Source organism: Mesorhizobium sp. ESP-6-4 (assembly GCF_020164735.1).
Lineage (GTDB): Bacteria > Pseudomonadota > Alphaproteobacteria > Rhizobiales > Rhizobiaceae > Mesorhizobium.
In genome coordinates this window covers 198,056-219,728 of record NZ_JAIUGS010000006.1, presented here as the reverse complement: position 1 = coordinate 219,728, position 21,673 = coordinate 198,056, and the positions used below count along the sequence as shown (strand labels likewise).

The window sequence follows — 21,673 nt, the reverse complement described above, 5'->3', positions numbered from 1 at the left end:
CCATTGTTGTGTTGGAGCTCGCGGATCATTTTGCTCGCCGCCGCGCGATCAGGAACGAGACCGAAACGAACAGGATCGACACCAGGAGCAAGATGGTCGAGATGGCGTTGATCTCCGGCGTCATCGGCCGCCGGATCTGGTTCCAGATGTAGAGGGGCAGCGTCGTTTGGCCGGGGCCGGCGACGAGTTGCGTGATGGTGAAATCGTCGAAGGAGACGATGAAGGCCAGCGCCGCGCCCGACATGATGCCGGGAACCAAAAGCGGCAGCGTGATGCGCTTGAAGGCGTTCCACGGCGTCGCATAGAGATCTGCCGCCGCGTATTCCAGCGTCAGGTCCATGTCCTCGAGCCGCGCCCTGATCGGCATATAGGCGAAGGGGATACAGAACACGGTGTGGGCGAGGATCAAATTGCCGATGCCGAAATTCAGCCCGAGCGTGCCGGCGATCAGCGCGAAGAACGAGAGCGTCGCCACCGCCGTGATGATCTCCGGCACCATTAGCGGCAGGTTGATGACCATGAAAGCCGCGGCGAGCCCGCGCCATGGCTTCACACGCGTCATGCCGATCGCGGCAAGCGTCGCGCAGATGGTCGAGACGATCGTCGCTGTCACCGAGATGATCAGCGTGTTTTTCGCAGCACTGTGGAACTCCTCGTTGAGGAATGCGCTGCCATACCATTTGAGCGTGACGCCTTCCCAATGCGTGACCAGCGAGCCGCTGTTCAACGAGAAGATCATCAGGATCAGCACCGGCACATACAGAACCAGCAGGCAGATGATGGCGATCGAGCGGAAGCCCGGCTGGTCCTTGATGTCCATGACGCGGGGCTCAGCCATGCTGCACCTTCCCCGACGTGTTGCGGACATAGAAGTACAGCGCCACCAGCACCGCCGCCATCAGAATCAGCGCCTGCGCGCAGCCGAGCGGCCAGTTGCGGCCCGAACCGAATTGCTGCGCGATGAGATCGCCGATCATCAGGTGCACGCCGCCGCCCAGGATCAGCGGCGTCACATAAGCGCCGAGCGCCGGGATAAAGACGAGCAGGCAGCCGGCGATGATGCCGGGCTTGGACAGGGGGATGATCACCCGCCACAGCACCTGCCGGCGCGTCGCGTAAAGATCGTAGGCTGCCTCGACCAGGCGGAAGTCGAGCTTTTCCAGGCTCGAATAGAGCGGCAGCACCATGAACGGCAGGAAGGCGTAGAGCAGGCCGAGCTGGATGGCGAAATTGGTGTAGAGCATGGTGATCGGCTTATCGATCACGCCGAGCGCCAGAAGCGCGTTGTTGATCAGCCCCTCGTCGCGGATGATGAACATGATCGCCAGCGTGCGGACCAAAAGGTTCGACCAGAACGGGATGGTGATCAAGAGCACCCACCAGTTGCGCTGCGCGGGCGGCCGCGTCGCCATGAAATAGGCGGTCGGGAAACCGAGCAGCAGGCAAATGATCGTCGTAACCACCGCGAACAGGAAAGAGCGCAGATAGATGATCAGGAAGTCCGGCGTGAACTGCAGCGTGTCGTCGAAAATGTCGCGCTGGAACAGGAAGTTCAGATAGGCGTCGGTCGAGAACTGCCACTGCACGCCGCCATAAGGCGCAGCGACGAGGAACGAGTAAACGCAGATGATGAGAAGCGGCAGCACGCCGAAAATGCCGATGATGATCAGCGCCGGCAGTGACAAGAGCCGGTTGCGCCGCGCGCTGGTTTTCACCGCCTGGGCTTCAAACAACGCGGCCTTGGAGAGCGGGGCTGAGGAGAGAGCAGCTGTCGTCATCAGTCTTTCAGGACGCGGGCGGCGTCCTCCTCGAATTGGATGCCGACCTTGGCGCCGGTCTCGTAGGTCACCGCGCTCGAACGGCTGTTCTGGTGGCGCACGATGAAATTCTCGCCGCCGCCGTCGAGCTTGATGTGGTAATGCGTGTCGGTGCCGAAATAGACGATGTTGGAGAGCGTGCCGGTGATCGTGCCCTTGGCCGGATCGGGCACCAGATCGGCATGCTCGGGGCGCACCACCAGCGTCACCTCGCCGGTCGGATCGAAGCCTTCCGGATAGCCGGCGCTGATCATGGCGCTGCTGGCGAACTTGACAGTCGCCACGCCGGCCTGCTTCGACACCACAGTGCCGGGCAGGAAATTCGTCTCGCCGATGAAGTCGGCGACGAAGCGTTCGGCCGGCCGATCGTAGATGTCGCGCGGCGTGCCGACCTGCAGGATCTTGCCGGCCGACATGACCGCGATGCGGTCGGACATGGTCAGCGCTTCTTCCTGGTCATGGGTGACGAAGATGAAGGTGATGCCGGTCTCGTGCTGCAGCCGCTTCAGTTCGATCTGCATCTCCTTGCGCAGCTTGTAGTCCAGCGCCGACAACGGCTCGTCGAGCAAGAGCACCTTGGGCTGCGGCGCCAGCGCGCGGGCCAGCGCCACGCGCTGCTGCTGGCCGCCCGAGATCTGGCTGGTGCGGCGCGCCTTCAGCGCCTCCATCTTGACCAGCTTCAGCATCTGGGCGACGCGCGCTTCGGTCTCCCCTTTCGGTTTGCCGAGCATCTCCAGCCCGAAGCCGATATTCTGCGCCACGGTCATGTGCGGGAACAGCGCGTAGCTCTGGAAGACGGTGTTGACCGGGCGCTTGTAGGGCGGCAGCGGCGCGATGTCCTGCCCGTGCAGCAGGATCTCGCCGGCGGTCGGAAAATCGAAACCGGCAATCAATCTCAGCAGCGTGGTCTTCCCGCATCCGGACGGGCCGAGCAGTGTGAAAAACTCGTTCTCGCGGATCGACACCGACACGGTGTCGAGAGCGGCTACCTGGTTCTCGCCTGTTCCAAAGACCTTGCGAACACCGCGAACTTCGATCGCGTTCTTACCCGGTTGTTCCGGCACGATTACCCCATTGAGAGCGCCTGCTCTTGTCGGCAGGTGTGTTCCTGTTTTGATTGTCACCATAAGCCGATCGGCTTGGCAACTGCGCAGCAGTGACTCGATCCCGAGTCCCCATTCAATTAAGCAATTCCTATGCCATCGTTAGGCTTGATAGGTGATCCTCCCCCCACAGATGGTGGTCACCGGATGGACGGTGTGCAGCGCCTCCGGCGCGGTCGCCTCGATGTCGGCCGACAAAACGACGATATCGGCGAGATATCCGGTTTTGAGGCGGCCTTTGCGGTGCTCCTTGAACTCGGCGTAGGCGCCCTCGACCGTGTAACCCTCTATTGCTTCCCGCAGCGAGAAGCTCTGGTCCGGCATGCCTTCTGCCCAAGGCTTGCGCATCACTGCCGCCTGGATCGACAGGATCGGATCGACCGGCGAGACCGGCCAGTCGGATGCGAACACCACGCGCGCGCCGGCTTCTTTCAGCGTGCGCCAGGCATAGCTCAACGGCCACTTGTCGCGGCCGATGCGCGAGATCGTCGGCTCGAGCGGGAAGTTCATGGCGCCGGGGGGATGCGCCGGCTGCATCGACGCCAACACGCCGAGCTCGGCGAAGCGCGGCACGTCGGCGGCCGTGATCACCTCAATATGCTCGACGCGATGCCGGCTGTCGCGCCGACCGTTCTTCTTCAGCGCCGCCTGGTAGCCGTCGAGCACTGCCCGCACGGCGCCGTCGCCGATCGAATGCACGGCAATCTGCAGCCCGCGCCTGTCGGCCTCGACTGCCACCTCGGCGAAATGTTCAGGCGAAAACAGCGGCTCGCCCCGCCATCCGGGCCGATCGGCATAGTCGTCGACCATCACCGCCGTCCAGGAATCCAGCACGCCGTCATAGAAGAGCTTGACCATGCCGGACGACAGCCACTCGGAATTGTAGCTCGCGGCCATCCGCGAGGCTTTCTCAAGCATGTCCAGCTTCATGAAATTCTTGAAGTGGAACGGGATCTTGGTGCGGCAAAGGAGCCGCCCCTCTTTTTCCAGCCCGGCCAGCAGCTCGAGCTGATAGAGATTGCCGTCCATGTTCTGAATCGAGGTGATGCCATGCTTGGCGCACCATTCAAGGCCGCGATGCATCAGGTCCCGATCGGCAGCCAGTTCCTTCGCCGAAGGATAAGGATCGGGCTCCGCGCCTTCCAGGCCAAGCCGCGTCCGGTTCGCCCCGTAATGGTCGAGGACCGGTCCGAAGGCCTCGCCTTCGCGCAGCTCGCCGGCGGCGAGCCCGTCGGCCCCCATGACGATCTCGTTGCCTTGTCCGACCTCTCTGCCATGCAGCAGCCCGGCCTCTTCCAGCGCCTTGGTGTTCGCCCACATCGTATGGTGGTCCGAAGCCGACATGGCGAAGGGACGGTCGGGAATGATGCGGTCGAGATCGTGGCGCGTCACCGGCTCCGGCAGGATGGCGTAGTCGACCCCGGCGCCGATCAGCAGCCTGGCGTCCGGGCGTTTGGCCGCGAAGTCCTGGATCGCGTCGCGCAGCGCCTCGAAGCCGTGCACACCCGCCAGATGCAGATTGTCGAGCTCGGCCGCGCCGCCGAACAGATGCATATGCGCCTCGATGAAGCCCGGCAGAACGGAGCCGCCCTGTGCATCGACGACCTTTGTCGTCGGACCTTTGAGCTCCTCGATGGAAGCGCGGCTGCCAATGGCGATGATGGCGCCGTCTTTGACGGCAACGGCCTCGGCAGCGGGATTGTCATTGTCCATGGTCAGCACGCGGCCGTTGACGACCACAAGATCCGCACCACCATCCGCAACCGACATCGCGACTCCACATTTTGCTGAGGGACCGGCAACGCCAGATCCAACGAGCCGCCGCTCCACATGGACAGCGCCGTGGGACAAATCGATGCCGATGCGCCGTCTTCGAAATTCCCCTTGTTATCGTGGAAGACAGCGTGGATAAAGAATGCGACTGATTATTCGCGTTTGTCAACATGCCGGATTTAGAATGTACTGTGGACTGCACCGCACGCCGATGGCGAGGCCGAGCGGGGAACGGGGGCAACAAGCAGTGAAGCGCAGTCTCGACCGCAAGACCAGAATAGCGCTCGAACCGCGCAAGCAGCCGCGGCAACAACGGTCAAGCAAGGTGGTCGACAGGATTCTCGATGCGGCCCTGATCCTGACGCGAGAGCAAGGAACCAGAACGCCGACGACGCTCGCCATCGCGCAGCGCGCGGGCCTGTCGGTGGGCTCCGTCTATCAGTACTTTCCCAACAAGGAAGCCATTCTTCTGGACCTGGCCCGGCGCTGGCTGTCGTCTTTTCCCGAGGTGATCCGGAAACGCGTCAACGTCCCCCGGCCGACCAACCGTGACGAGTTTCGGCGCGAGGTGCGCAAGCTCTTCGCCGACACATCGAGGCTCTATCTCGAAAACGCCACGCTGATGCCGGTGATCGAAGCAATATCCGGCAACGCCGATCTGAGGCCTATCCAGGACGAATACGACAAAGAGATCGTCGCCCTTTACGCCGCGTGGCTGCGGCATGTGAATCCGGCGCTTGAGGACAAGATCGCCTGTCGGCTCGGCGTGCTGATGATGGAAGTCGGCCATGTCTGCCGGCTTGTCGGGCTGAAGAGAGACCGCAGGACCTACGACCTCATCGAGGACGATGTGGAAACCATGTGGCTCGCCCTGGTCAGCCCCCATCTCAATCTCGAGTGATTTCGCACTTCCAACCGATTTCGCACTTCCAGGGAGTTTCCATGAAAACTGTCTATTCGCCACTTCATGCCGGCCATTCAGGCCAGATGGAACTGGTCACGTCGGCGATCGTGCCGGGTTTCGAGAAGCCGTCGCGGGCGGAATTCATCAAGGCGCGAGTTGAGAGCGAGAAGCTCGGGCCGATCATCGGACCGGCCGAGCACGACCTCGCCGCCGCCAAGCGTGTGCATGAGGCTCACTACATCGACTTCCTGCCGACGGTGTGGCCGCAATGGGTCGCCGCCGGCTTCACGGGATCGGCGATGGGGTTCACCTGGCCGACGCGCGGCCTGCGCGGCGATGTGCCGCCGAAGCGCGTCGATGCCTTGCTCGGCTATTATTCCTTCGACGCCGGGGCCACCTTCGTCGAAGGCACCTGGGCGGCGATCAAGTCGTCCTATGATGTGGCGCTGACCGCCGCCGCTTTGGTCAAGGACAGCGAGCGCAGCGCCTTCGCGCTTTGCCGCCCGCCCGGCCATCATGCCGGCGCTGCCTTCATGGGCGGCTACTGTTTCATCAACAACGCCGCCGTCGTCGCGCAGTGGTTCCGCGACCACGGCGCCAAGCGCGTTTCAATCCTCGATGTCGATTACCATCACGGCAACGGCACGCAGGAAATCTTCTATCGCCGCGGCGACGTCCAGGTGCTCAACCTGCATGGCGATCCGATGGTCGAGTATCCCTTCTTCCTCGGCCATGCCGACGAGCGCGGCGAAGGCGACGGCGAAGGTTTCAACGTCAATTACCCGATGCCTTTCGGCACCGATTGGGACGGCTGGAGCGCGTCGCTTGAGGACGCCTGCGCCAGGCTCGCGGCCTACGCCCCTGATGTCGTCATCGTCTCGCTCGGCGTCGATACCTTCGAGAAGGACCCGATCAGCCAGTTCAAGCTGAAGAGCGAGGATTATCCCAAGATCGGTCGCCGTATCGCCAAGCTCGGCCTGCCGACGTTGTTCGTCATGGAAGGCGGCTACGCCGTGGAAGAGATCGGCATCAACGCCGTCGGCGTGCTGACCGGCTTCGAGGATCGCTAAGCCCCTGTTCAAGGCCATGCGCTCCCGGATGCAACCGGGGGCGTATTTTTTTACGACCTCGCCTCGAAATCATCGACTCAATTCAGCTTTGAACTACCGCCAAATAACGCGAAGACCGGCTGCTGAGTCGCAATGCGAGTCCATCGGATTCGATTTTGTCAAATCGCGTTTGATGTCAGATTCATCTGCGGGTAGATTAGACCCGAATCAGCCGGTCCACGGGGGCGCGGCGACCACCCAAAGTCTCGAGTCCGGCGCCAGGCCGGCACCAGACGCGGACGGTTTCGCGTTCCCTAGAAGGATTCGGCGCGGTTGGGCGCCGTTCGCGCCCGTGAGTGTGTCTTCGTAAACGTGACGCGTTTCGGGTCCGGCCGTTGGCTTCGCCAGCACCGGGCACAAGGATCGATTCCGGCAAGAATCCAAGAATTAAAATGAGCAGTCCCGCCGCGCTTCTCCAACCCGACGCTTCAGGCTCGCGCCTGACGTCGCGCGGCGATCTCACCAGCTTCTTCATGCAGCTCGCCGCCGATATCGGCGCCGACAGCTACATGCTGGTCGCCATCGTGCATGATCAGGACCGTAACGATGCGCGCATCGTCTCCTCCAACTGGATCTTCGACGCCATCGAGCTGATCGGCAAAAGGCTGATCGCCAATTTGGCGCTAGGCCCCTTGACCGTGGCGCCGGGCGTACGCCCGAAGCCGTTGGTGGCGGCGCACGCGCCCGACGCCGGTGCGTTGCTGAACGGCGAGGAAGCCCGCCTGCTCGACGTGCTCGGTCACGCCGAAATCTATTCGCTGCGGCTCAATGTCGGCCGGCAGCGCCTGTTCGTGCTGTTCTCGGCTGCCGAGGCAGGCAGGATCGACCTGGCCGCCCTGATGAAGGCGCAGATCAAATGCTGTTATGCGCTTTCCAGCATTCCGCAGCTGATCGCGGCGGCATCCATGCAGGACCCGCTGTCGGACCGCGAGCGCGAGTGCCTGTTCTGGGTTTCGGAAGGCAAGACCACCGATGAGGTTGCCGTCATCCTCGGTGTCTCGTCGAACACCGTCAACAGCTACATCACGCACGCCATCCAGAAGTTCGCGGCCAGCAACCGCGCGATGGCGATCGCGACCGCGATCAGGAGCGGCATCATTTGAAGCACGCACAGGTCAAAGAGGCGGCCGCCGCCCTTTTCAACGATCAGCGCAATCCGTTCGGCGCCTTCTCGCTCGGCTCGGAGACCCATCAAGCGGTCACCATTCCGGATGCCGTGCGTCGCTGCCGCTGGATCGCCGTCGATATCAACGCCTCGGCCTTCGGCCTCTATTTCGTCAGCCCCTCGCCCGAGCGCGCGCGTCTCGTGGCGTGTTTCGATTCCGACTATCCCGGCACCGCGGTCGCGACCAAGTTCATCTCCGGCGCCAATGGCGAGGACATGGTGCGCCACAGCCGGCTCTCGACGGCGCCGCGCTGGTGGGCCGACGACGGCAGCGCCGGATCGCGGCAGGTCTTCCACTCGCTCGCTTGGGCCGAGCCGACCACGCCGCTGGCGCCCGGCACCAACGGCATTGCCTTTCCGGTGCATGCCGATCGCGGCCAATGCGGGCTGGTCGTCTTCCTCGGCTCGGAGATCGCGCTGTCCGACGAAACGCTGTGCGAGATCCACGCCCGCTCCTTCGCGCTTTTCGCGGCGGTCGCCCGCATCCGCCCCGGCGACACCGGCAGGGCGCGTTCAATCTCCAAGCGCGAGCTGGAATGCCTGAAGCTGACCGCCAACGGCAACACCAGCGAGGAGATCGCCAAGCTCCTCAAGCTCTCGGTGCATACCGCCAACCAGTACCTCACCCAGTCGACGCAGAAGCTCAACGCGGTCAACCGCAACCAGGCGGTCGCCAAGGCGTTGCGGCTCGGCTTGATCGAGTGACGTCACGCCTGCGGCGCTGAACGTGCCGCGGCTAAAGCATGTCTCCCGAAAGTGGGAACCGGTTTCGGGGCAAAGACATGCGCAAAATCAAAGCCTAAAGCGCAGGGAGCGAATCCAAAAGATTGCGACGCGCTTTAGGTCGGCTCGCCTGCTATCAATCTCAGGGGAATGCCAGCGGCTCGGTCCTGCGGATGCGAGCCTCTTCGATCGCGTCCTCGAGCAAGGCCGTGTTGTGCTCGGGCGTCTCGCCAGGCTTCTCGAACGACACGTAGTTGACCGTCACGGCTGCCTCGCGCTCGATCAGCGTAAGCTGGAAATAGACCGTTACGCCGCGCGGCCGAAGCTCGAGGTCGAGCACGATGCGCGGGCTGCCGCTCCAGTCGACATGCGCCTCGCCGCCATGGCCGAGCCGCAGCATGCCCGGTCGGAAGTAGAGCTCGGCCGCCGAATCCACCAGGTCCGAGAGGCAGGCGAAATGCTCAAGCCGGATGAAGGCGATATAGTCGGCAACGTCGATGAGCCTCAATTCGCCCACCACGGGCTCGATGGCGCTGGCGACGATCAGCTCGCGGGAATTGGCGTGTGGTTGCCGGTCCATGGGTTAGCGGCGTCCGTTCATTGGGTTGCTTTTCGTGCTGCCTTCTTCGAGTAGACGATCCGCACCAACTCGGCGACCGCCTGATAGAATTGCGATGGGATCACGCTATCAACCGAAACTTGCTTGTACATGGAGCGCGCTAGCGCCACGTCCTCGAAGATCGGGATGTTGTTCTCCCTGGCGATCTCACGGATCTTGAGCGCCACCAGGTCCTGTCCCTTGGCCAGCACGATTGGCGCGGAATCCTCCTCGCGTACATATTTCAGCGCGATCGAATAGTGCGTCGGATTGGCGATCACCAGCGTCGCGCGCGGCACGGCCGTCATCATGCGTTTGCGCGCCCGGTCGCGCGCCAGCGAGCGCAGCCGCGACTTGACGATCGGATCGCCTTCCGACTGCTTCAGCTCGTCCTTGACTTCCTGCTTGGTCATGCGCAGGTCGCGCCGCCAGTGGAAACGCGACCAGACGATGTCGACCACCGCGATCAGCCCCATGACGAAGACGATCGCCACCAATATGTCGACGAAGATGCCGCGTATGACCAGGCCGAACGAGGCCGGATTGGTGATCATGCCGGCGAGCAGCTTGCGATGATCTTCCGAGAGCGTGAAGGTCAACACCGCGATAGCGAAGCCGAGCTTGGCCAGCGACCTCAGGAATTCGACCCAGCCCTGCACGCCGAACATCCGGCTCCAGCCCTTGGCGATCGAGATGCGCGACAGCTGCGGCCTGATCCGCTCGCCGACGATTTGCGGCATGTTCTGGAACACCGAGGCGCCGATGCCGGCAACCGTCAGCAGCACCAGCAGGCTGACGACAGCGCCGCCGATCTCGACCAAGACCTGCTTGTAGAGCGAGATGACGTCGGTCTCGGTGTCCATCGGCCAGGCTTCCGGCTTTTCCAGGAACGTCGACAGGAACATGCCGAGATCGACGATCGCGTCCTTGGCGTAGAAGACGGCGAAAACCAGTATGGCGAGGAAGGAGGCAAAGATCGCGGTCTCACGCGAATGGGGCAGCTTGCCCTGTTCGATCGTGTCGCGGATCTTCTTTTCTGTGGCTTCCTCTGTTTTGGAATCCTTGTCGACCACTTCAGCCATGGCGTCCTGACCGGGCTATGATCGTCAGGCGGCTTCGGCGGTGGCGGTCTGCGTCGAGGGCAGCTCGAAAGCCCCTTCGCGCGACAGCCGGATGGCCGCGACCGATATGCTCTTGCGCGCCGCCATGATGTCGGCAAGGGCAATGCCTTCCGATCCTTGTCCGAGCTCGGATTCGATCATGCGGCGGGAGCGTGCGCCGATCGCCGAGAGCACCGATTCGGCGAGTTCCGGCGGCGCGCCGCGCAGCGCCAGCGTGACGAGCTCCGTCGACAATCCGTCGAACAGCAGAACCCGGGCTTTTTGCGGCAGCAGCGGCAGATCGTCGAAGGCGAACAGCCGCGACCTGACGCCGGCGAGATCTGGCGTGCCGGCTTCCTCCAGGTCCTGCATAAGGTCGTCCAGTTCCGGCTTCGCCATTTCGTTGAGCATGCTGGCGACGCGCTCCTGGCCGGCAGTGGTGTCCCGGCTGGCTTTCTGCGACAGCACGCTCACGCGCAGCTGGTTCTCGACGATCCGCGATGCCGCGTCCGGGATGTTGGCCATTGTCACCATGCGTTTGATGATCTGGCTGCGCATCGGTTTTTCCATGGTGAGCAGCACGTTGGCGGCTGTCTGCGGCGCAAGCTTCGACAGCACCATGGCCGATGTCTGCGGATGCTCGCCCGCAAGGAAGGAGCCGAGACGCGACGGCTCGAGCTTCTCGAGGTCCGGCCATATCGGCGCAGGTCCTTCCGGGACAGGCTCGAACTTCCTCTCGCCCATGATGGCGCTCATCTCCTCGGGCGACAGCGATTCGTTGAGGATCGTGTCCATCCGGTCGGCTGAATCGAGCAGGCCGGCGCCCTCGGTGAACTCGGCTTCGAACTCGGCGACGATCCGTTCCAGATCAGCCTGCGGAATGGTGCGTAGGAGACGCGCGCCCTCGATCAGCGCCTTCAGCTCGTCCTGTTTGAAGAATTTGAGCAGGCGGCTGGCCGCGGGCTTGCCCATGGCCACCAATATGGCCGCCGCCTTTTGCGGACGTGTGAGCGCCAATGCCGTCGTCATACGTGTTGTCCTCGCTGCCGATTGGTCCGCCCGCCGGCCATTCTCAGGCGCTCTTCGTCGCGGCGATGATTTCGGTGAGCCGGATACCGAAACGCGTCGGATCGCTTTCCAGCACCGTGATCTCGCCGCGCGCTATTCTGCGGCCGTTGACCACGACGTCGACCGGCTCGCCGATGCGGCGGTTGAGCGCGACGGTGGAACCCTTTTGCAGCGCCATCAGCTCCGACACGGGCATCTCCGTGCTGCCGAGGATGATCTGCACGTCGACCGGAATGGTCATGATGATCGAGGAATTGGCACCCGAATACAGCGCGCCATCCGGGCGCTTTTCCTCTTCCCGCAGCACGCCGCGCAGTTCCTCGATGGCGCGGTCGAGCTGTTCGTCGGGCTGATCGGGTTCGGCTTCCACCTTGGTTTTTGCCATCTGTCGTCTCCATGAATCCCGTGCCTGGCGTCAGCCCGGCATCAGTCCGTCGATGAAATCCTGCCCGGCGTCATGCGGATGGCTGATGCGGACGGTGTAGTTCTGCCCCAGCTTGCCGAACTCGCAGACAAACAGTGTCTTGTCGCGGGCGCTGAGCCTGGCGTTGAGCTGGGCGTTCTCCTCCAATTCGATCACCTGGCCGGGCTCGAACGCGGCGAGGTCGCCGAGCGTCAGCCGGGCAAGCGGCATCGTCGCTTCGAGCCGGACGGTCGAGCGCATCACCTCTTCGGAGAAGCGGGCCCGCCAGTCGAATTCACTGGCTTCGCCTTCTTCGGTTCTGGCGGTGGCTCCGCGCGTAGACAGAAGGACGCGCTGCGGAATCATCACCGTGATGGTGCCGGTATCGGTCGGCGTGGAGACACCGAACACGATGCGGACCGCGGCGCCGTCGCGCAGCACGCGCCGCCTCGCTTCGCCGCCAGACGTCGCCTTTGGCACCGGCAGGCGCAGCTCGAGCGAGCGCTTGCCGGATCCGTTGAGCGCCGCCGCGACCTCCTGGAACACCATGGTCGCGACATCGGCCTCGATCTGCGACAGGTCGCGCTCGATCGGCGCCACCGGCTGGTCAGGATCGCCGCCGAACAGCGCGCTCACCATGACGGCCACCGCATGCGCATCCATCACCAGCGTCATAGCGTCGGCCGAGGCCGGCGAGGACACGATGGTCAGCGCGAAGGCATCGCCGGCGCGCGAACGCGCCTCTGGAACGCGGCCGACCTCTACCACTTGCAGATCGACGGTCACCGCCGCGCCGAGTTCTGCGACAAGCGCCTTCTGCAGCAACGGCAGCGCCCGCTCGGCCATGCCGCGGCCGACGCCGATCACCTGCGCCGCCTCGCCGCTGTCGCCGACGAGCCGCTCGATGATCAAGGCCCGCGTTTCTGACGGACTGGCCGGACTGGTCATGACGGCAGGCGGCCCTGTCTGGGATGGAGCATGCTCAGGCCGCCTTCTTCTCGGCGGTGCCGGCGTTCATGGTGCTCTGCTCCACCGCATCGATCGTCGGACGTTCGTAAGAGGATATGGTCTTGCGGCCGAATTCGATCGCCACCTGCGGCAGGGCGCCATTCATATACGCAAGCAGCGTCTGTTTGACGATGATGTAGAGGCGGTTCTTCTTTTCGCGCACCGTCTTGATCTTGGTGGCCACCGGACCGACCACGGCATAGGACAGGAAGATGCCGAGGAAGGTTCCAACGAGTGCCGCGCCGATCAGGCCGCCGAGGATTTCCGGCGACTGGTCCAGCGCACCCATCGCCTTCACCACGCCGAGCACGGCCGCGACGATGCCCAGCGCCGGCAGGCCGTCGCCGACCGCGACCATCGCGTGATAGGCCTTCAGCTTGTCGGTACGGATCGTCTGGATCTCCTCGTCCATCAGCGCCTCGATCTCATGCGAGCGGGCGTTGCCGATGATGATGATGCGGCAGTAGTCGCAGATGAAATGGGTCAGGTCGTGGTTCTTCAGCACGGTCGGGAAGGCCTGGAAGATGGCCGACTCCTCCGGATTGTCGATATGCGCCTCGACCTCGCTGCGCGACTTCGAGCGCAGCTCGCGCATCAGGCTGTGCAGGACGCCCAGCGTCTCGAGGTAGTCGCGCTCCTTCGGCACCGCCTGCTTGAAGGCTTCGAGAATGCCCTTGCCGGTATCCTTGACCGTCTTCATCGGATTGGCGACGAGGAAGGTGCCGAGCGCGGCGCCGCAGATCACCACCGCTTCCCACGGCTGCAGCAGCACATGCAGATGGCCGCCCATGGCCATGAAGCCGCCGAGAACGCAGCCGAGCGTCACCACAAGTCCGATCAGAATGCCCACGACAGGTCCTTCCGCATGTCACATCGTGGATCAGGGATAGTCCTCGTGCCTTGTGTGAGGCTTGAATCGCAGGCATCGGAAGCGATTCAGCTTCGCGCAAGGAAGTGACGCTATTGTGCGGGGATAGCTTCGGCCGGAGGCACGCCCTTTGCTTAGTACCTACCTCAGCTACCAGTTGATCGCCAAAGACATCCCCAAGTCTATCGCCCGCATCGAGCAGCAGCCGACGGTCGATCGCGACACCCAATACTATCTGGCCAACATCACTAAGGTGAAATCGATCGACGATTTCGTCAAAAACGACCGCCTGTTCAAATACGCCATGAAGGCTTACGGGCTGGAGAACATGGACTATGCCAAGGCCTTCATGGTCAAGGCGCTCAAGGAAGGCGTCTCCGATCCCAACAGCTTCGCCAACAAGCTGACCGACAAGCGCTACGCCCAATTCGTCCGCGCTTTCAACTTCGCGGCGGATGGCGCCGATGCGACGGTCTACAATCCGGCGCAGCAGCTGGTCACGAAGAATTACGCAATGCAGGCTGAGATCGCCGGTCTCGACCCGGATTCGGACTATGTGAAGGGCGAGACGACATATTATCTCGCCAACATCACCAAGGTGAAATCGGTCGACGACCTGATGTCGAACGACCGGCTCTACACCTACGCGCTGGCCGCATTCGGTCTCGACTCCGCCACCGAAGACAAGGGCCTGATCAGGCAGGTCCTTGAGGGCGGTGTGCGCGATCCGGACAGCGTTGCCAACAAGCAGACCAACAAGGCCTATGCCGGGCTGGCCTCGGCCCTCAACTTCGAGCAGTACGGCGCAAATGCCACCACCTATGTTCCAGCGCAGCAGCCGACCGTCGACAAATACCTGCGCCAGACCTTGGAAGAGGACGCCGGCCAGACCAACGAGGGCGTGCGGCTGGCGCTCTATTTCCAACGCAAGGCGCCGGACATCACCAGCTGGTACGACGTGCTGGCCGACACCGCTTTGGCCAGCTTGGCGCGTACCGCGCTCGGCCTGCCCGATTCCTTCGCTACCGCCGACATCGACAAGCAGGCGCAGCTGTTCGAGCAGAAGCTCGACATCAAAGACTTCACCGACCCCGAGAAGCTCAGCAAATTCCTGACCCGCTTCACCAGCATGTACGAGATCAACCACCCCACCTCGACGGCGGTGACGTCGGTCAGCGTGCTCTTCGCGCAGCCGACCAGTGTCGGCATATCCACCGACCTGATGATGGCCATGCAGCAGTTGAAGTTCTGAGAAGATCATGCAGGATAGCCTTTACGTCGCCCTTTCCTCGCAGATCGCGCTCGAGCGCCGTCTCGACACCATCGCCGACAACGTCGCCAACGCCTCGACAATCGGCTTTCGCGCCACCGGCGTGAAGTTCGAGGACGTGGTTTCGGGCACCGGGCCGAAGTCCGTTTCCTTCGCCTCCTCCGGCAAGACCTATCTTTCCGGCGCGCATGGCGCGCTGACCGAAACCGGCAACCCGTTCGACTTCGCCGTCCAGGGCGACGCCTGGTTCGCCATCGAGACGCCCGCCGGCACGGTGATGACGCGCGACGGCCGCTTCTCCATGAACGAGAACGGCGAATTGATGTCGATAGAAGGCTACCCCGTCCTGGACGGCGGCGGCGCCCCGATCCAGCTCGATCCGCGCAACGGCCCGCCCAAGGCGGGCGCCGACGGCTCGCTCAGGCAGAACGATCAGCTGGTCGGCGCGATCGGCCTCTACAATTTCGACCCCGGCGAGAATTTCGTCCGCTATGGCAATTCGGGTGTCGTTCCGGCGCGCACGCCCGAACCCGTCACCGACCGCTCGGACGTCGGTATCGCCCAAGGGTTTCTGGAAGAGTCGAACGTCAACCCGGTGCTGGAAATGACTCGGCTGATCCAGGTGCAGCGCGCTTTCGAGAACACGGCGGCGCTGATGCGGCAGACCGATTCCTCCACCGACGACGCGATCAAGACGCTCGGCTCGAAGTGACGGCATGACGACCGGCTCGTCCCTGTTGCGCGCTTCCGACAGCCCGCCGGATACCGGACGGACCGACAGGCTGGCCGCGCTCGAACGCGTCTGGCGGCGGTTCGACGATCCGCAGGCGCTGCTTTCACGCGGCGGCCGCGTCGTCGAGATCTCGCCGACGCATTACAAGGTCCGCGGCCTGTCCGGGATTGCCAGGCTCGGCGACATCGTCGAGCAGCGCGGCAAGGCCGGCGCACGCCGCGGCGAGATCGTCAAGATCGGCAGCGACGAGGTGGTGGTCGCGCCTTTCGAGCGCAGCGCCGACGCCGGCATCGGCGACGTCGTTTTCCGCCGCGGCCCGCTCGCGGTCGCACCGCATGTCTCCTGGCGCGGGCGCGCCATCGATGCCTTGACGCGGGTCATCGACGGCGGATCGCCGCTGATCAGGCCGAATGCCGCCGGTGCTGCGGACGGGGCGACACCCGGCGCCTTGGCACGTCAGCGCGTCGGCACCGGCTTCCTCACCGGCGTCAGGGTCATAGACATCTTCACGCCGCTCTGCTTCGGCCAGCGGCTCGGCATCTTCGCCGGCTCCGGCGTCGGCAAGTCGACGCTGCTTGCGATGCTGGCCGGCGCCGAGGCCTTCGATACGGTGGTCGTGGCGCTGATCGGCGAGCGCGGCCGCGAGGTGCGCGAATTCCTCGAGGATACGATCGGCGCCCAGAGCATGGCCAAGACCGTCGCCGTCGTCGCCACCAGCGACGAAAGCGCCATGATGCGCCGGCGCGCGCCCGATACCGCCATGTGCGTGGCCGAGCATTTCCGCGACCAGGGCCATCGCGTGCTGCTGGTGCTGGATTCCATCACCCGCTTCGCCCATGCGCTGCGTGAGGTGGCGACGGGAACCGGCGAGCCGCCGGTCGCGCGCGGCTATCCGGCTTCGGTCTTCACCGACCTGCCGAAGCTGCTCGAACGAGCCGGGCCGGGAGCCGAAGGCAAGGGTTCGATCACCGCCATCATTTCCGTGCTGGTCGACGGCGACGACCACAACGATCCGGTCGCCGATTCGGTGCGCGGCATCCTCGACGGCCACGTCGTGCTCGACCGCGCGCTTGCCGAGCAGGGTCGTTATCCGCCGGTCAATCCGCTGTCGTCGATCTCGCGCCTCGCCGACAAGGCTTGGAGCGCGGAGCAGCGCATGCTGGTGACAAGGCTGAAATCGATGATCGCGCGCTTCGAGGACACGCGCGACATCCGTCTGCTGGGCGCTTACCAGAGCGGCGCCGATGCCGAGCTCGACATCGCGGTGCGCCAGGTGCCGCTGATCTATGAGGCGCTCACGCAATCGCCGAGAGACCGCGCATCGGCCGATCCGTTCGCCGACCTCGCCCGCCACCTCAAGGGGAAGCTGAATGGCGATCAAGGAGACTGAGCTCCAATACACCGAGCGCATGTTGCGCGACATGCTTGCCGAGGCCGAGGCGGCGGAGAAAGCCGGCGCCGATAAAGCAAGAATTGCCAGGAACAGAGCCGCGCGCGCCAGGACGGAGAAGGCGACGGCTCTTCTAAGCAGAGCCAACAGGCCGCATCCGCCGAGGGCGACCGCCGATATGGCACAGGCCAGTCGCGATTCGTTGCTCGACGGGCTTTTTCCTCACACCGAGTGGCCTGAGCCGCCGAAAGCCCAGTTCCCGCGCCTCGCCGACAAGAGCGCGGACCGCCGCAGCGATTTCGTCATCGCCGCGCTCGGCATCACGCTCGGGCTGATCTGCGCCTTGTTTCCCTGGTACATTTTCTTCAACCAGGAGCAGTTCGGCGTTCAGGCCATCAAGTTCGGCGGCAGCGGCAGCAATTCCGGACGCGAGGGTGGCGGCGTTGTGGCCGAACGCAGCGGGCCGCTGACGGTCAAGGACATTCCAAATGCCGATATCGACCTGTTTGCCACCGGAACGGTGCAGGACGACCCCGCGCCGGCGCCTGGCGAACAGCCCTTCCCGGCCGCCGCTTCGGAATTCAAGATGGTGCATGCCGCCAACGGCCGCGCGATGATCGAGGACGATACCGGTCTGTGGATCGTGCAGCGCGGCTCCGTCCTGCCGGATTCCAGCCGCGTCGCCTCGATCGAGCAGCGCGGCGGCAAATGGGTGATCGTCACCAGCGCCGATAAGGTGATCCAGCTCTCGAACTAGCCGCTAGAGCATGATGCCGAAAAGTGTGAAGCGGTTTTCGGACGACGTCGTGCTCTATTCCTTGATTTAGAAGAGGATTCAGATTTCAGGTCCATAGACCTGAAATCATCCGGCTCCAGGGCGCAAGCCCACCCCGCGCAAGGTCCACGCAAGACTGGCCGCCTAGTCTTGCGCGTACTTGCCCGGGAGATTCCCATGGAACCCGTAAATCTTTTCGATCTCGCCACGCGGCAGTCGCAATGGCTGGCCGTGCGCCAGTCGGCGATTGCCTCCAACATCGCCAATGCCAACACGCCCGGCTACACCGCCAATGACGTCGAGCCCTTCGAAAAGGTCCTCGACCGGACCGCGGTGACGCTTGCCGCCACGCAGACTGGCCACCTTGGCGGCGAAAGGGCCAATGCCGGCTTCAACGTCAAGCCCGAGGACCCTGACGGCGCGATCATGCCGTCGAAGAACACCGTGGTTCTCGAACAGGAGTTGATGAAAGCCGGCGAGGTCCGCCGCTCCTTCGAGCTCAACACGGCGATCGTCAAGGCCTTCCACTCGATGATGACGATGGTGGTGAAGAGCTGATCATGGATGCGCTGACTGCAGCCCTCAAAGTCGCGGCATCCGGCCTTGGCGCCCAGTCCGAGCGGCTGCGCGTGGTCTCGGAGAACCTTGCCAACGCCCAGTCGACCGGCAGCACGCCCGGCGCCGATCCCTATCGCCGCAAGACCATCACCTTCCAGTCCGAGGTCGACCGCGCAACCGGCGGCTCGCTGGTGGAAGTCAACGCGATCTCCCGCGATCCTTCGGACTTCCCGATCGAATTCCAGCCCGGCAACGAAGCCGCCGACGCCAAAGGGTACGTCAAGATGCCCAACGTCAACACATTGGTCGAAATGGCCGACATGAGCGAGGCGAACCGCTCCTATGAAGCCAACCTGCAGGTGATCAAGCAGGCTCGCGATCTGATTTCCATGACCATCGACCTGATGAGGAACCAGTAATGATCGGCGGTATCGGGGCAATACAATTCAAGACGGCGGTTGACGGGGCGGAGCAGGCGTCACCGAACCTGCTGCAGGGCGGCGTCGGAACGCAGACCGGCGAAAGCGTCGGCAGCAGCTTCGCCGAGGTGCTCAGCCAAGCGGCGACGAAGACCGTCAACACGCTGCAGGGCGCCGAGCAGATGTCGATACAGGCCCTGAAGGGCGACGCCGATACGCGTCAAGTTGTCGATGCGGTGCTGAGCGCCCAGCAGGCGCTGCAGACCACCATCGCGATCCGCGACAAGGTCGTCTCGGCCTATCTCGAAATCAGCCGCATGAGTATCTAGCGTCATGAAAGCCCTTGCCATCGCCGCCACCGGCATGAATGCCCAGCAGACCAACCTGGAAGTCATCGCCAACAACATCGCCAACATCAACACCACCGGCTACAAGCGGGCGCGGGCCGAATTCTCCGACCTGCTCTACCAGGTCGACCGCACCCAAGGGGTGCCCAACCGTTCCAACACCTCGCTGGTGCCGGAAGGCGTCTCGATCGGTCTTGGCGTCAAGACGACGGCGGTGCGCAACGTCCACACGCAAGGCGAGCTGACCAGCACCGGCAACAGCTTCGACCTGGCGTTGACCGGCAGGGGCTGGTTCCAGATCGAGGGCGCCGATGGAGCCACGCTCTACAGCCGCGCCGGCGCCTTCAACACCAACGCCACCGGGCAGCTCGTGACAGTCGACGGCGCCAATGTCGTTCCGGCCATCTCCGTGCCGACCGACGCGGTCGAGGTGATCGTCAACAAGACAGGCCAGGTCTTCGCCCGCATCCAGGGCCAGACCGACCTCCAGCTGCTCGGCCAGCTTCAGATCGCCAACTTCGCCAATGAGGCGGGCCTGGCGCCGCTCGGCGATAACCTCTTCCAGGAAACGGCCGCCTCAGGCCCGGCCAATGTGGGCGTTCCCGGCGATCCGGGCTTCGCCACGATCCAGCAGGGCTATCTCGAATCCTCCAACGTCGATCCGGTCAAGGAAATCACCGAGCTGATTTCGGCGCAGCGCGCCTACGAAATGAATTCCAAGGTCATCCAGGCCGCCGACGACATGGCCTCGGTGGTCTCAAAGAACATCAGGTAACGGATGATGGCCGGACCGATCTCCTCCGCACTCCGTTGCGCCGCGCTGGCCACCGCCCTGGTGGCCGCCGGCACGCCGGCTCTGGCGCAGGACCCGACCGGCCAGTCGGCAAACCAGATCGCCGCCGGCCAGGTCGTCGGCGAGGCCGTGCTGATCCCCAACCGGGTCATCTATCCCGGCGAGACCATCGAGCCCGCCTCGCTCAAGCAGGTGACGCTCATCCCCGGCAAGCACAAGCCGGACGGCATGGCAACGCGCTCGGAGGAGCTCCAGGGCAAGGTCGCCAAGCGCACGCTGCTGCCCGGCCGCTACATCCCGGTGGCCGCCATCCGCGACGCCTGGCTGGTCGAGCAGGGCGCTTCCGTGCAGGTCTATTTCACCGCCGGCGCGCTCACCATTTCGGCCGCAGGCGTCACGCTACAACCAGGTGCTGCCGGTGACCAGATCAAGATCCGCAACACCGACAGCGGCAAGATCATCTCCGGCACGGTGATGGCCGACGGCACCATCAAGGTCGGCGCTTCGTGATGCGCGCCTTTGTTTTTCTGCTGAGCGCCGCCATCGGCCTGCAGCCGGCATTGGCGGATGGGCTGACGCCCAAGGCCAAGCGGGAGCTCGCGCAGAAAAACGGCGGTGTCTACGACGATCCGGAATACGATCCGGCCACCACCCAGCGCATGTTCCGGGTCTCGACCGGGCCAAGCACGCTGCCGCCCGGCCAGGTCGCGGCGCGCATCAAGGACATCGCCCAGTTGCAGAGCGCGCGCGACAACCAGCTCGTCGGCTATGGCCTGGTCATCGGCCTCGCCGGAACCGGCGACAGCCTGCGCAACTCGCCTTTCACCGAACAGTCGATCCGGGCCATGCTGGAGAATCTAGGCATTGCCACTGAGGACGGCCGAGCGCGCGCCAAGAACGTGGCGGCCGTCATCGTCACCGCCAACATGCCGCCCTTCGTCCAGTCGGGCAGCCGAATCGACATCGACGTCTCCTCGATGGGCGACGCCACCTCGCTCGCCGGCGGCACGCTGGTGATGACGCCGCTGAAGGCGGCCGACGGCGAAATCTATGCCGTCGGGCAGGGCTCGGTGATCGTCGGCGGTTTCACCGCCCAGGGCCAGGCCGAGCAGTTGACGCAAGGCGTGCCGACCGCCGGCCGCGTGCCGAACGGCGCCATCGTCGAGCGCTCGGTGCCGGCCGAGTTCGATGACCAGGGCGTGTTGACGCTGCAATTGCGCAATCCCGATTTCTCGACCGCCATCCGCATCGCCGACGCCATCAACGACTACACCTCGCAGCGCTTCGGCATGCGGGTCGCCGCCGAACGCGATGCCCGCACGGTGCAGATCAGGCGGCCGAGGAATGTCTCGGCCGCGCGTTTTTATGCCGAGATCGAAAATCTCGTCGTCGAATCCGACGCCCCTGCCCGCGTCGTCATCGACGAGCGCACCGGCACCATCGTCATCGGCAGCAATGTCAGGATCTCGCGCGTGGCGATCAGCCACGGCACCCTCACCGTGCGCATCACCGAAGCGCCGAAGGTGGTTCAGCCGGAACCCTTCTCCAGGGGTCACACCGCCGTCGAGCCCTTCACCGCCATCGAGGCGAGCCGGCCTGACGCCCGCGTTGCCGTGCTCGACGGTCCCGACCTCGAAACGCTGGTCTCGGGCCTCAATCGCCTCGGCGTGAAGCCCGACGGCATCATCGCCATCCTGCAAGGCATCAAATCGGCCGGCGCCTTGCAGGCCGATCTGGTTCTCCAATAGG

At 64.0% G+C, this 21,673-nt stretch carries 24 protein-coding genes; 14 read left to right on the top strand and 10 right to left on the bottom strand.

Annotated features, from left to right (window positions below):
* Positions 1 to 25: 25 nt before the first annotated feature.
* The 4 genes from LB523_RS14520 to LB523_RS14505 all read right to left on the bottom strand — a co-directional run bounded on the left by LB523_RS14520 (position 26) and on the right by LB523_RS14505 (position 4,690).
* The gene (locus tag LB523_RS14520; RefSeq protein WP_224603474.1) at positions 26 to 838 is read right to left on the bottom strand and encodes an ABC transporter permease; all 813 of its coding nucleotides are present in this window, start codon (positions 836 to 838) and stop codon (positions 26 to 28) included.
* On the bottom strand, positions 831 to 1,778 hold the full coding sequence (locus LB523_RS14515) for an ABC transporter permease (protein WP_224603473.1): 948 nt from the start codon (positions 1,776 to 1,778) through the stop codon (positions 831 to 833). The genes LB523_RS14520 and LB523_RS14515 overlap by 8 nt, the downstream gene beginning before the upstream one ends.
* Positions 1,778 to 2,881: an ABC transporter ATP-binding protein gene (locus LB523_RS14510; RefSeq protein ID WP_224603471.1), complete on the bottom strand. Its 1,104-nt coding sequence runs from the start codon at positions 2,879 to 2,881 to the stop codon at positions 1,778 to 1,780. Before LB523_RS14510 ends, LB523_RS14515 begins: the two co-directional genes overlap by 1 nt.
* 141 nt (positions 2,882 to 3,022) lie before the next feature.
* Positions 3,023 to 4,690, bottom strand: a complete 1,668-nt coding sequence (locus tag LB523_RS14505) for an amidohydrolase (RefSeq protein WP_224603470.1) — start codon at positions 4,688 to 4,690, stop codon at positions 3,023 to 3,025.
* A gap of 250 nt (positions 4,691 to 4,940) precedes the next feature.
* Here LB523_RS14505 and LB523_RS14500 point away from each other — a divergent pair, with 250 nt between their 5' ends.
* The 4 genes from LB523_RS14500 (at position 4,941) to LB523_RS14485 (ending at position 8,576) form a co-directional block, all read left to right on the top strand.
* A complete protein-coding gene (locus tag LB523_RS14500) occupies positions 4,941 to 5,594 on the top strand; it encodes a TetR/AcrR family transcriptional regulator (RefSeq protein WP_224603466.1) in 654 nt (217 codons plus the stop codon).
* A 41-nt stretch (positions 5,595 to 5,635) separates the two neighbouring features.
* The gene (locus LB523_RS14495; protein WP_224603465.1) at positions 5,636 to 6,667 is read left to right on the top strand and encodes a histone deacetylase family protein; all 1,032 of its coding nucleotides are present in this window, start codon (positions 5,636 to 5,638) and stop codon (positions 6,665 to 6,667) included.
* Positions 6,668 to 7,098: 431 nt separating this feature from the next.
* The gene (locus tag LB523_RS14490) at positions 7,099 to 7,809 is read left to right on the top strand and encodes a helix-turn-helix transcriptional regulator (RefSeq protein ID WP_140842032.1); all 711 of its coding nucleotides are present in this window, start codon (positions 7,099 to 7,101) and stop codon (positions 7,807 to 7,809) included.
* Complete coding sequence (locus LB523_RS14485; protein ID WP_140541759.1) at positions 7,806 to 8,576, top strand: helix-turn-helix transcriptional regulator; 771 nt, start codon at positions 7,806 to 7,808, stop codon at positions 8,574 to 8,576. Before LB523_RS14490 ends, LB523_RS14485 begins: the two co-directional genes overlap by 4 nt.
* A 160-nt stretch (positions 8,577 to 8,736) precedes the next feature.
* On the opposite strand, the gene LB523_RS14480 is transcribed toward LB523_RS14485, so the two are convergent.
* The 6 genes from LB523_RS14480 to motA are packed head-to-tail and all read right to left on the bottom strand — an operon-like array spanning position 8,737 to position 13,621.
* The gene (locus LB523_RS14480) at positions 8,737 to 9,174 is read right to left on the bottom strand and encodes a hypothetical protein (RefSeq protein ID WP_224603463.1); all 438 of its coding nucleotides are present in this window, start codon (positions 9,172 to 9,174) and stop codon (positions 8,737 to 8,739) included.
* 17 nt (positions 9,175 to 9,191) lie between these two features.
* Entirely contained in the window at positions 9,192 to 10,274 is a 1,083-nt protein-coding gene (gene flhB, locus LB523_RS14475; protein WP_224603459.1) for a flagellar biosynthesis protein FlhB, read from the bottom strand.
* Positions 10,275 to 10,298: 24 nt separating this feature from the next.
* On the bottom strand, positions 10,299 to 11,321 hold the full coding sequence (locus tag LB523_RS14470) for a flagellar motor switch protein FliG (protein WP_224603457.1): 1,023 nt from the start codon (positions 11,319 to 11,321) through the stop codon (positions 10,299 to 10,301).
* Positions 11,322 to 11,364: 43 nt separating this feature from the next.
* Complete coding sequence (gene fliN / locus LB523_RS14465; protein ID WP_140541755.1) at positions 11,365 to 11,745, bottom strand: flagellar motor switch protein FliN; 381 nt, start codon at positions 11,743 to 11,745, stop codon at positions 11,365 to 11,367.
* A gap of 30 nt (positions 11,746 to 11,775) precedes the next feature.
* Positions 11,776 to 12,711 carry a FliM/FliN family flagellar motor switch protein gene (locus tag LB523_RS14460; RefSeq protein WP_224603454.1) on the bottom strand — a complete coding sequence of 312 codons (936 nt, stop codon included), beginning with the start codon at positions 12,709 to 12,711 and terminating at the stop codon, positions 11,776 to 11,778.
* Positions 12,712 to 12,745: 34 nt separating this feature from the next.
* Positions 12,746 to 13,621, bottom strand: a complete 876-nt coding sequence (gene motA / locus LB523_RS14455; RefSeq protein WP_095766389.1) for a flagellar motor stator protein MotA — start codon at positions 13,619 to 13,621, stop codon at positions 12,746 to 12,748.
* Between the two features lie 148 nt (positions 13,622 to 13,769).
* On the opposite strand from motA, the gene LB523_RS14450 reads away from it, so the two are divergent.
* The 10 genes from LB523_RS14450 (at position 13,770) to LB523_RS14405 (ending at position 21,672) form a co-directional block, all read left to right on the top strand.
* Positions 13,770 to 14,891, top strand: a complete 1,122-nt coding sequence (locus LB523_RS14450) for a DUF1217 domain-containing protein (protein WP_224603453.1) — start codon at positions 13,770 to 13,772, stop codon at positions 14,889 to 14,891.
* Positions 14,892 to 14,898: 7 nt separating this feature from the next.
* Positions 14,899 to 15,621 carry a flagellar basal-body rod protein FlgF gene (gene flgF / locus LB523_RS14445; protein WP_140688792.1) on the top strand — a complete coding sequence of 241 codons (723 nt, stop codon included), beginning with the start codon at positions 14,899 to 14,901 and terminating at the stop codon, positions 15,619 to 15,621.
* 4 nt (positions 15,622 to 15,625) lie between these two features.
* Positions 15,626 to 17,032 carry a flagellar protein export ATPase FliI gene (fliI, locus tag LB523_RS14440; protein WP_224603451.1) on the top strand — a complete coding sequence of 469 codons (1,407 nt, stop codon included), beginning with the start codon at positions 15,626 to 15,628 and terminating at the stop codon, positions 17,030 to 17,032.
* Positions 17,013 to 17,789, top strand: coding sequence for a hypothetical protein (locus LB523_RS14435; RefSeq protein ID WP_224603448.1), 777 nt, complete (start codon positions 17,013 to 17,015; stop codon positions 17,787 to 17,789). Before fliI ends, LB523_RS14435 begins: the two co-directional genes overlap by 20 nt.
* 195 nt (positions 17,790 to 17,984) lie before the next feature.
* A complete protein-coding gene (gene flgB / locus LB523_RS14430) occupies positions 17,985 to 18,365 on the top strand; it encodes a flagellar basal body rod protein FlgB (protein WP_224603446.1) in 381 nt (126 codons plus the stop codon).
* 2 nt (positions 18,366 to 18,367) lie between these two features.
* Complete coding sequence (flgC, locus tag LB523_RS14425) at positions 18,368 to 18,784, top strand: flagellar basal body rod protein FlgC (protein WP_095766383.1); 417 nt, start codon at positions 18,368 to 18,370, stop codon at positions 18,782 to 18,784.
* Positions 18,784 to 19,113: a flagellar hook-basal body complex protein FliE gene (locus tag LB523_RS14420; RefSeq protein ID WP_095766382.1), complete on the top strand. Its 330-nt coding sequence runs from the start codon at positions 18,784 to 18,786 to the stop codon at positions 19,111 to 19,113. The genes flgC and LB523_RS14420 overlap by 1 nt, the downstream gene beginning before the upstream one ends.
* A gap of 4 nt (positions 19,114 to 19,117) precedes the next feature.
* Positions 19,118 to 19,906 (top strand): flagellar basal-body rod protein FlgG, encoded by a 789-nt coding sequence (gene flgG / locus LB523_RS14415; RefSeq protein ID WP_224603445.1) that lies wholly within the window; start codon positions 19,118 to 19,120, stop codon positions 19,904 to 19,906.
* A gap of 3 nt (positions 19,907 to 19,909) precedes the next feature.
* Positions 19,910 to 20,434: a flagellar basal body P-ring formation chaperone FlgA gene (gene flgA, locus LB523_RS14410; RefSeq protein ID WP_411966463.1), complete on the top strand. Its 525-nt coding sequence runs from the start codon at positions 19,910 to 19,912 to the stop codon at positions 20,432 to 20,434.
* A gap of 149 nt (positions 20,435 to 20,583) precedes the next feature.
* A complete protein-coding gene (locus LB523_RS14405; protein WP_224603773.1) occupies positions 20,584 to 21,672 on the top strand; it encodes a flagellar basal body P-ring protein FlgI in 1,089 nt (362 codons plus the stop codon).
* Position 21,673 lies beyond the last annotated feature (1 nt).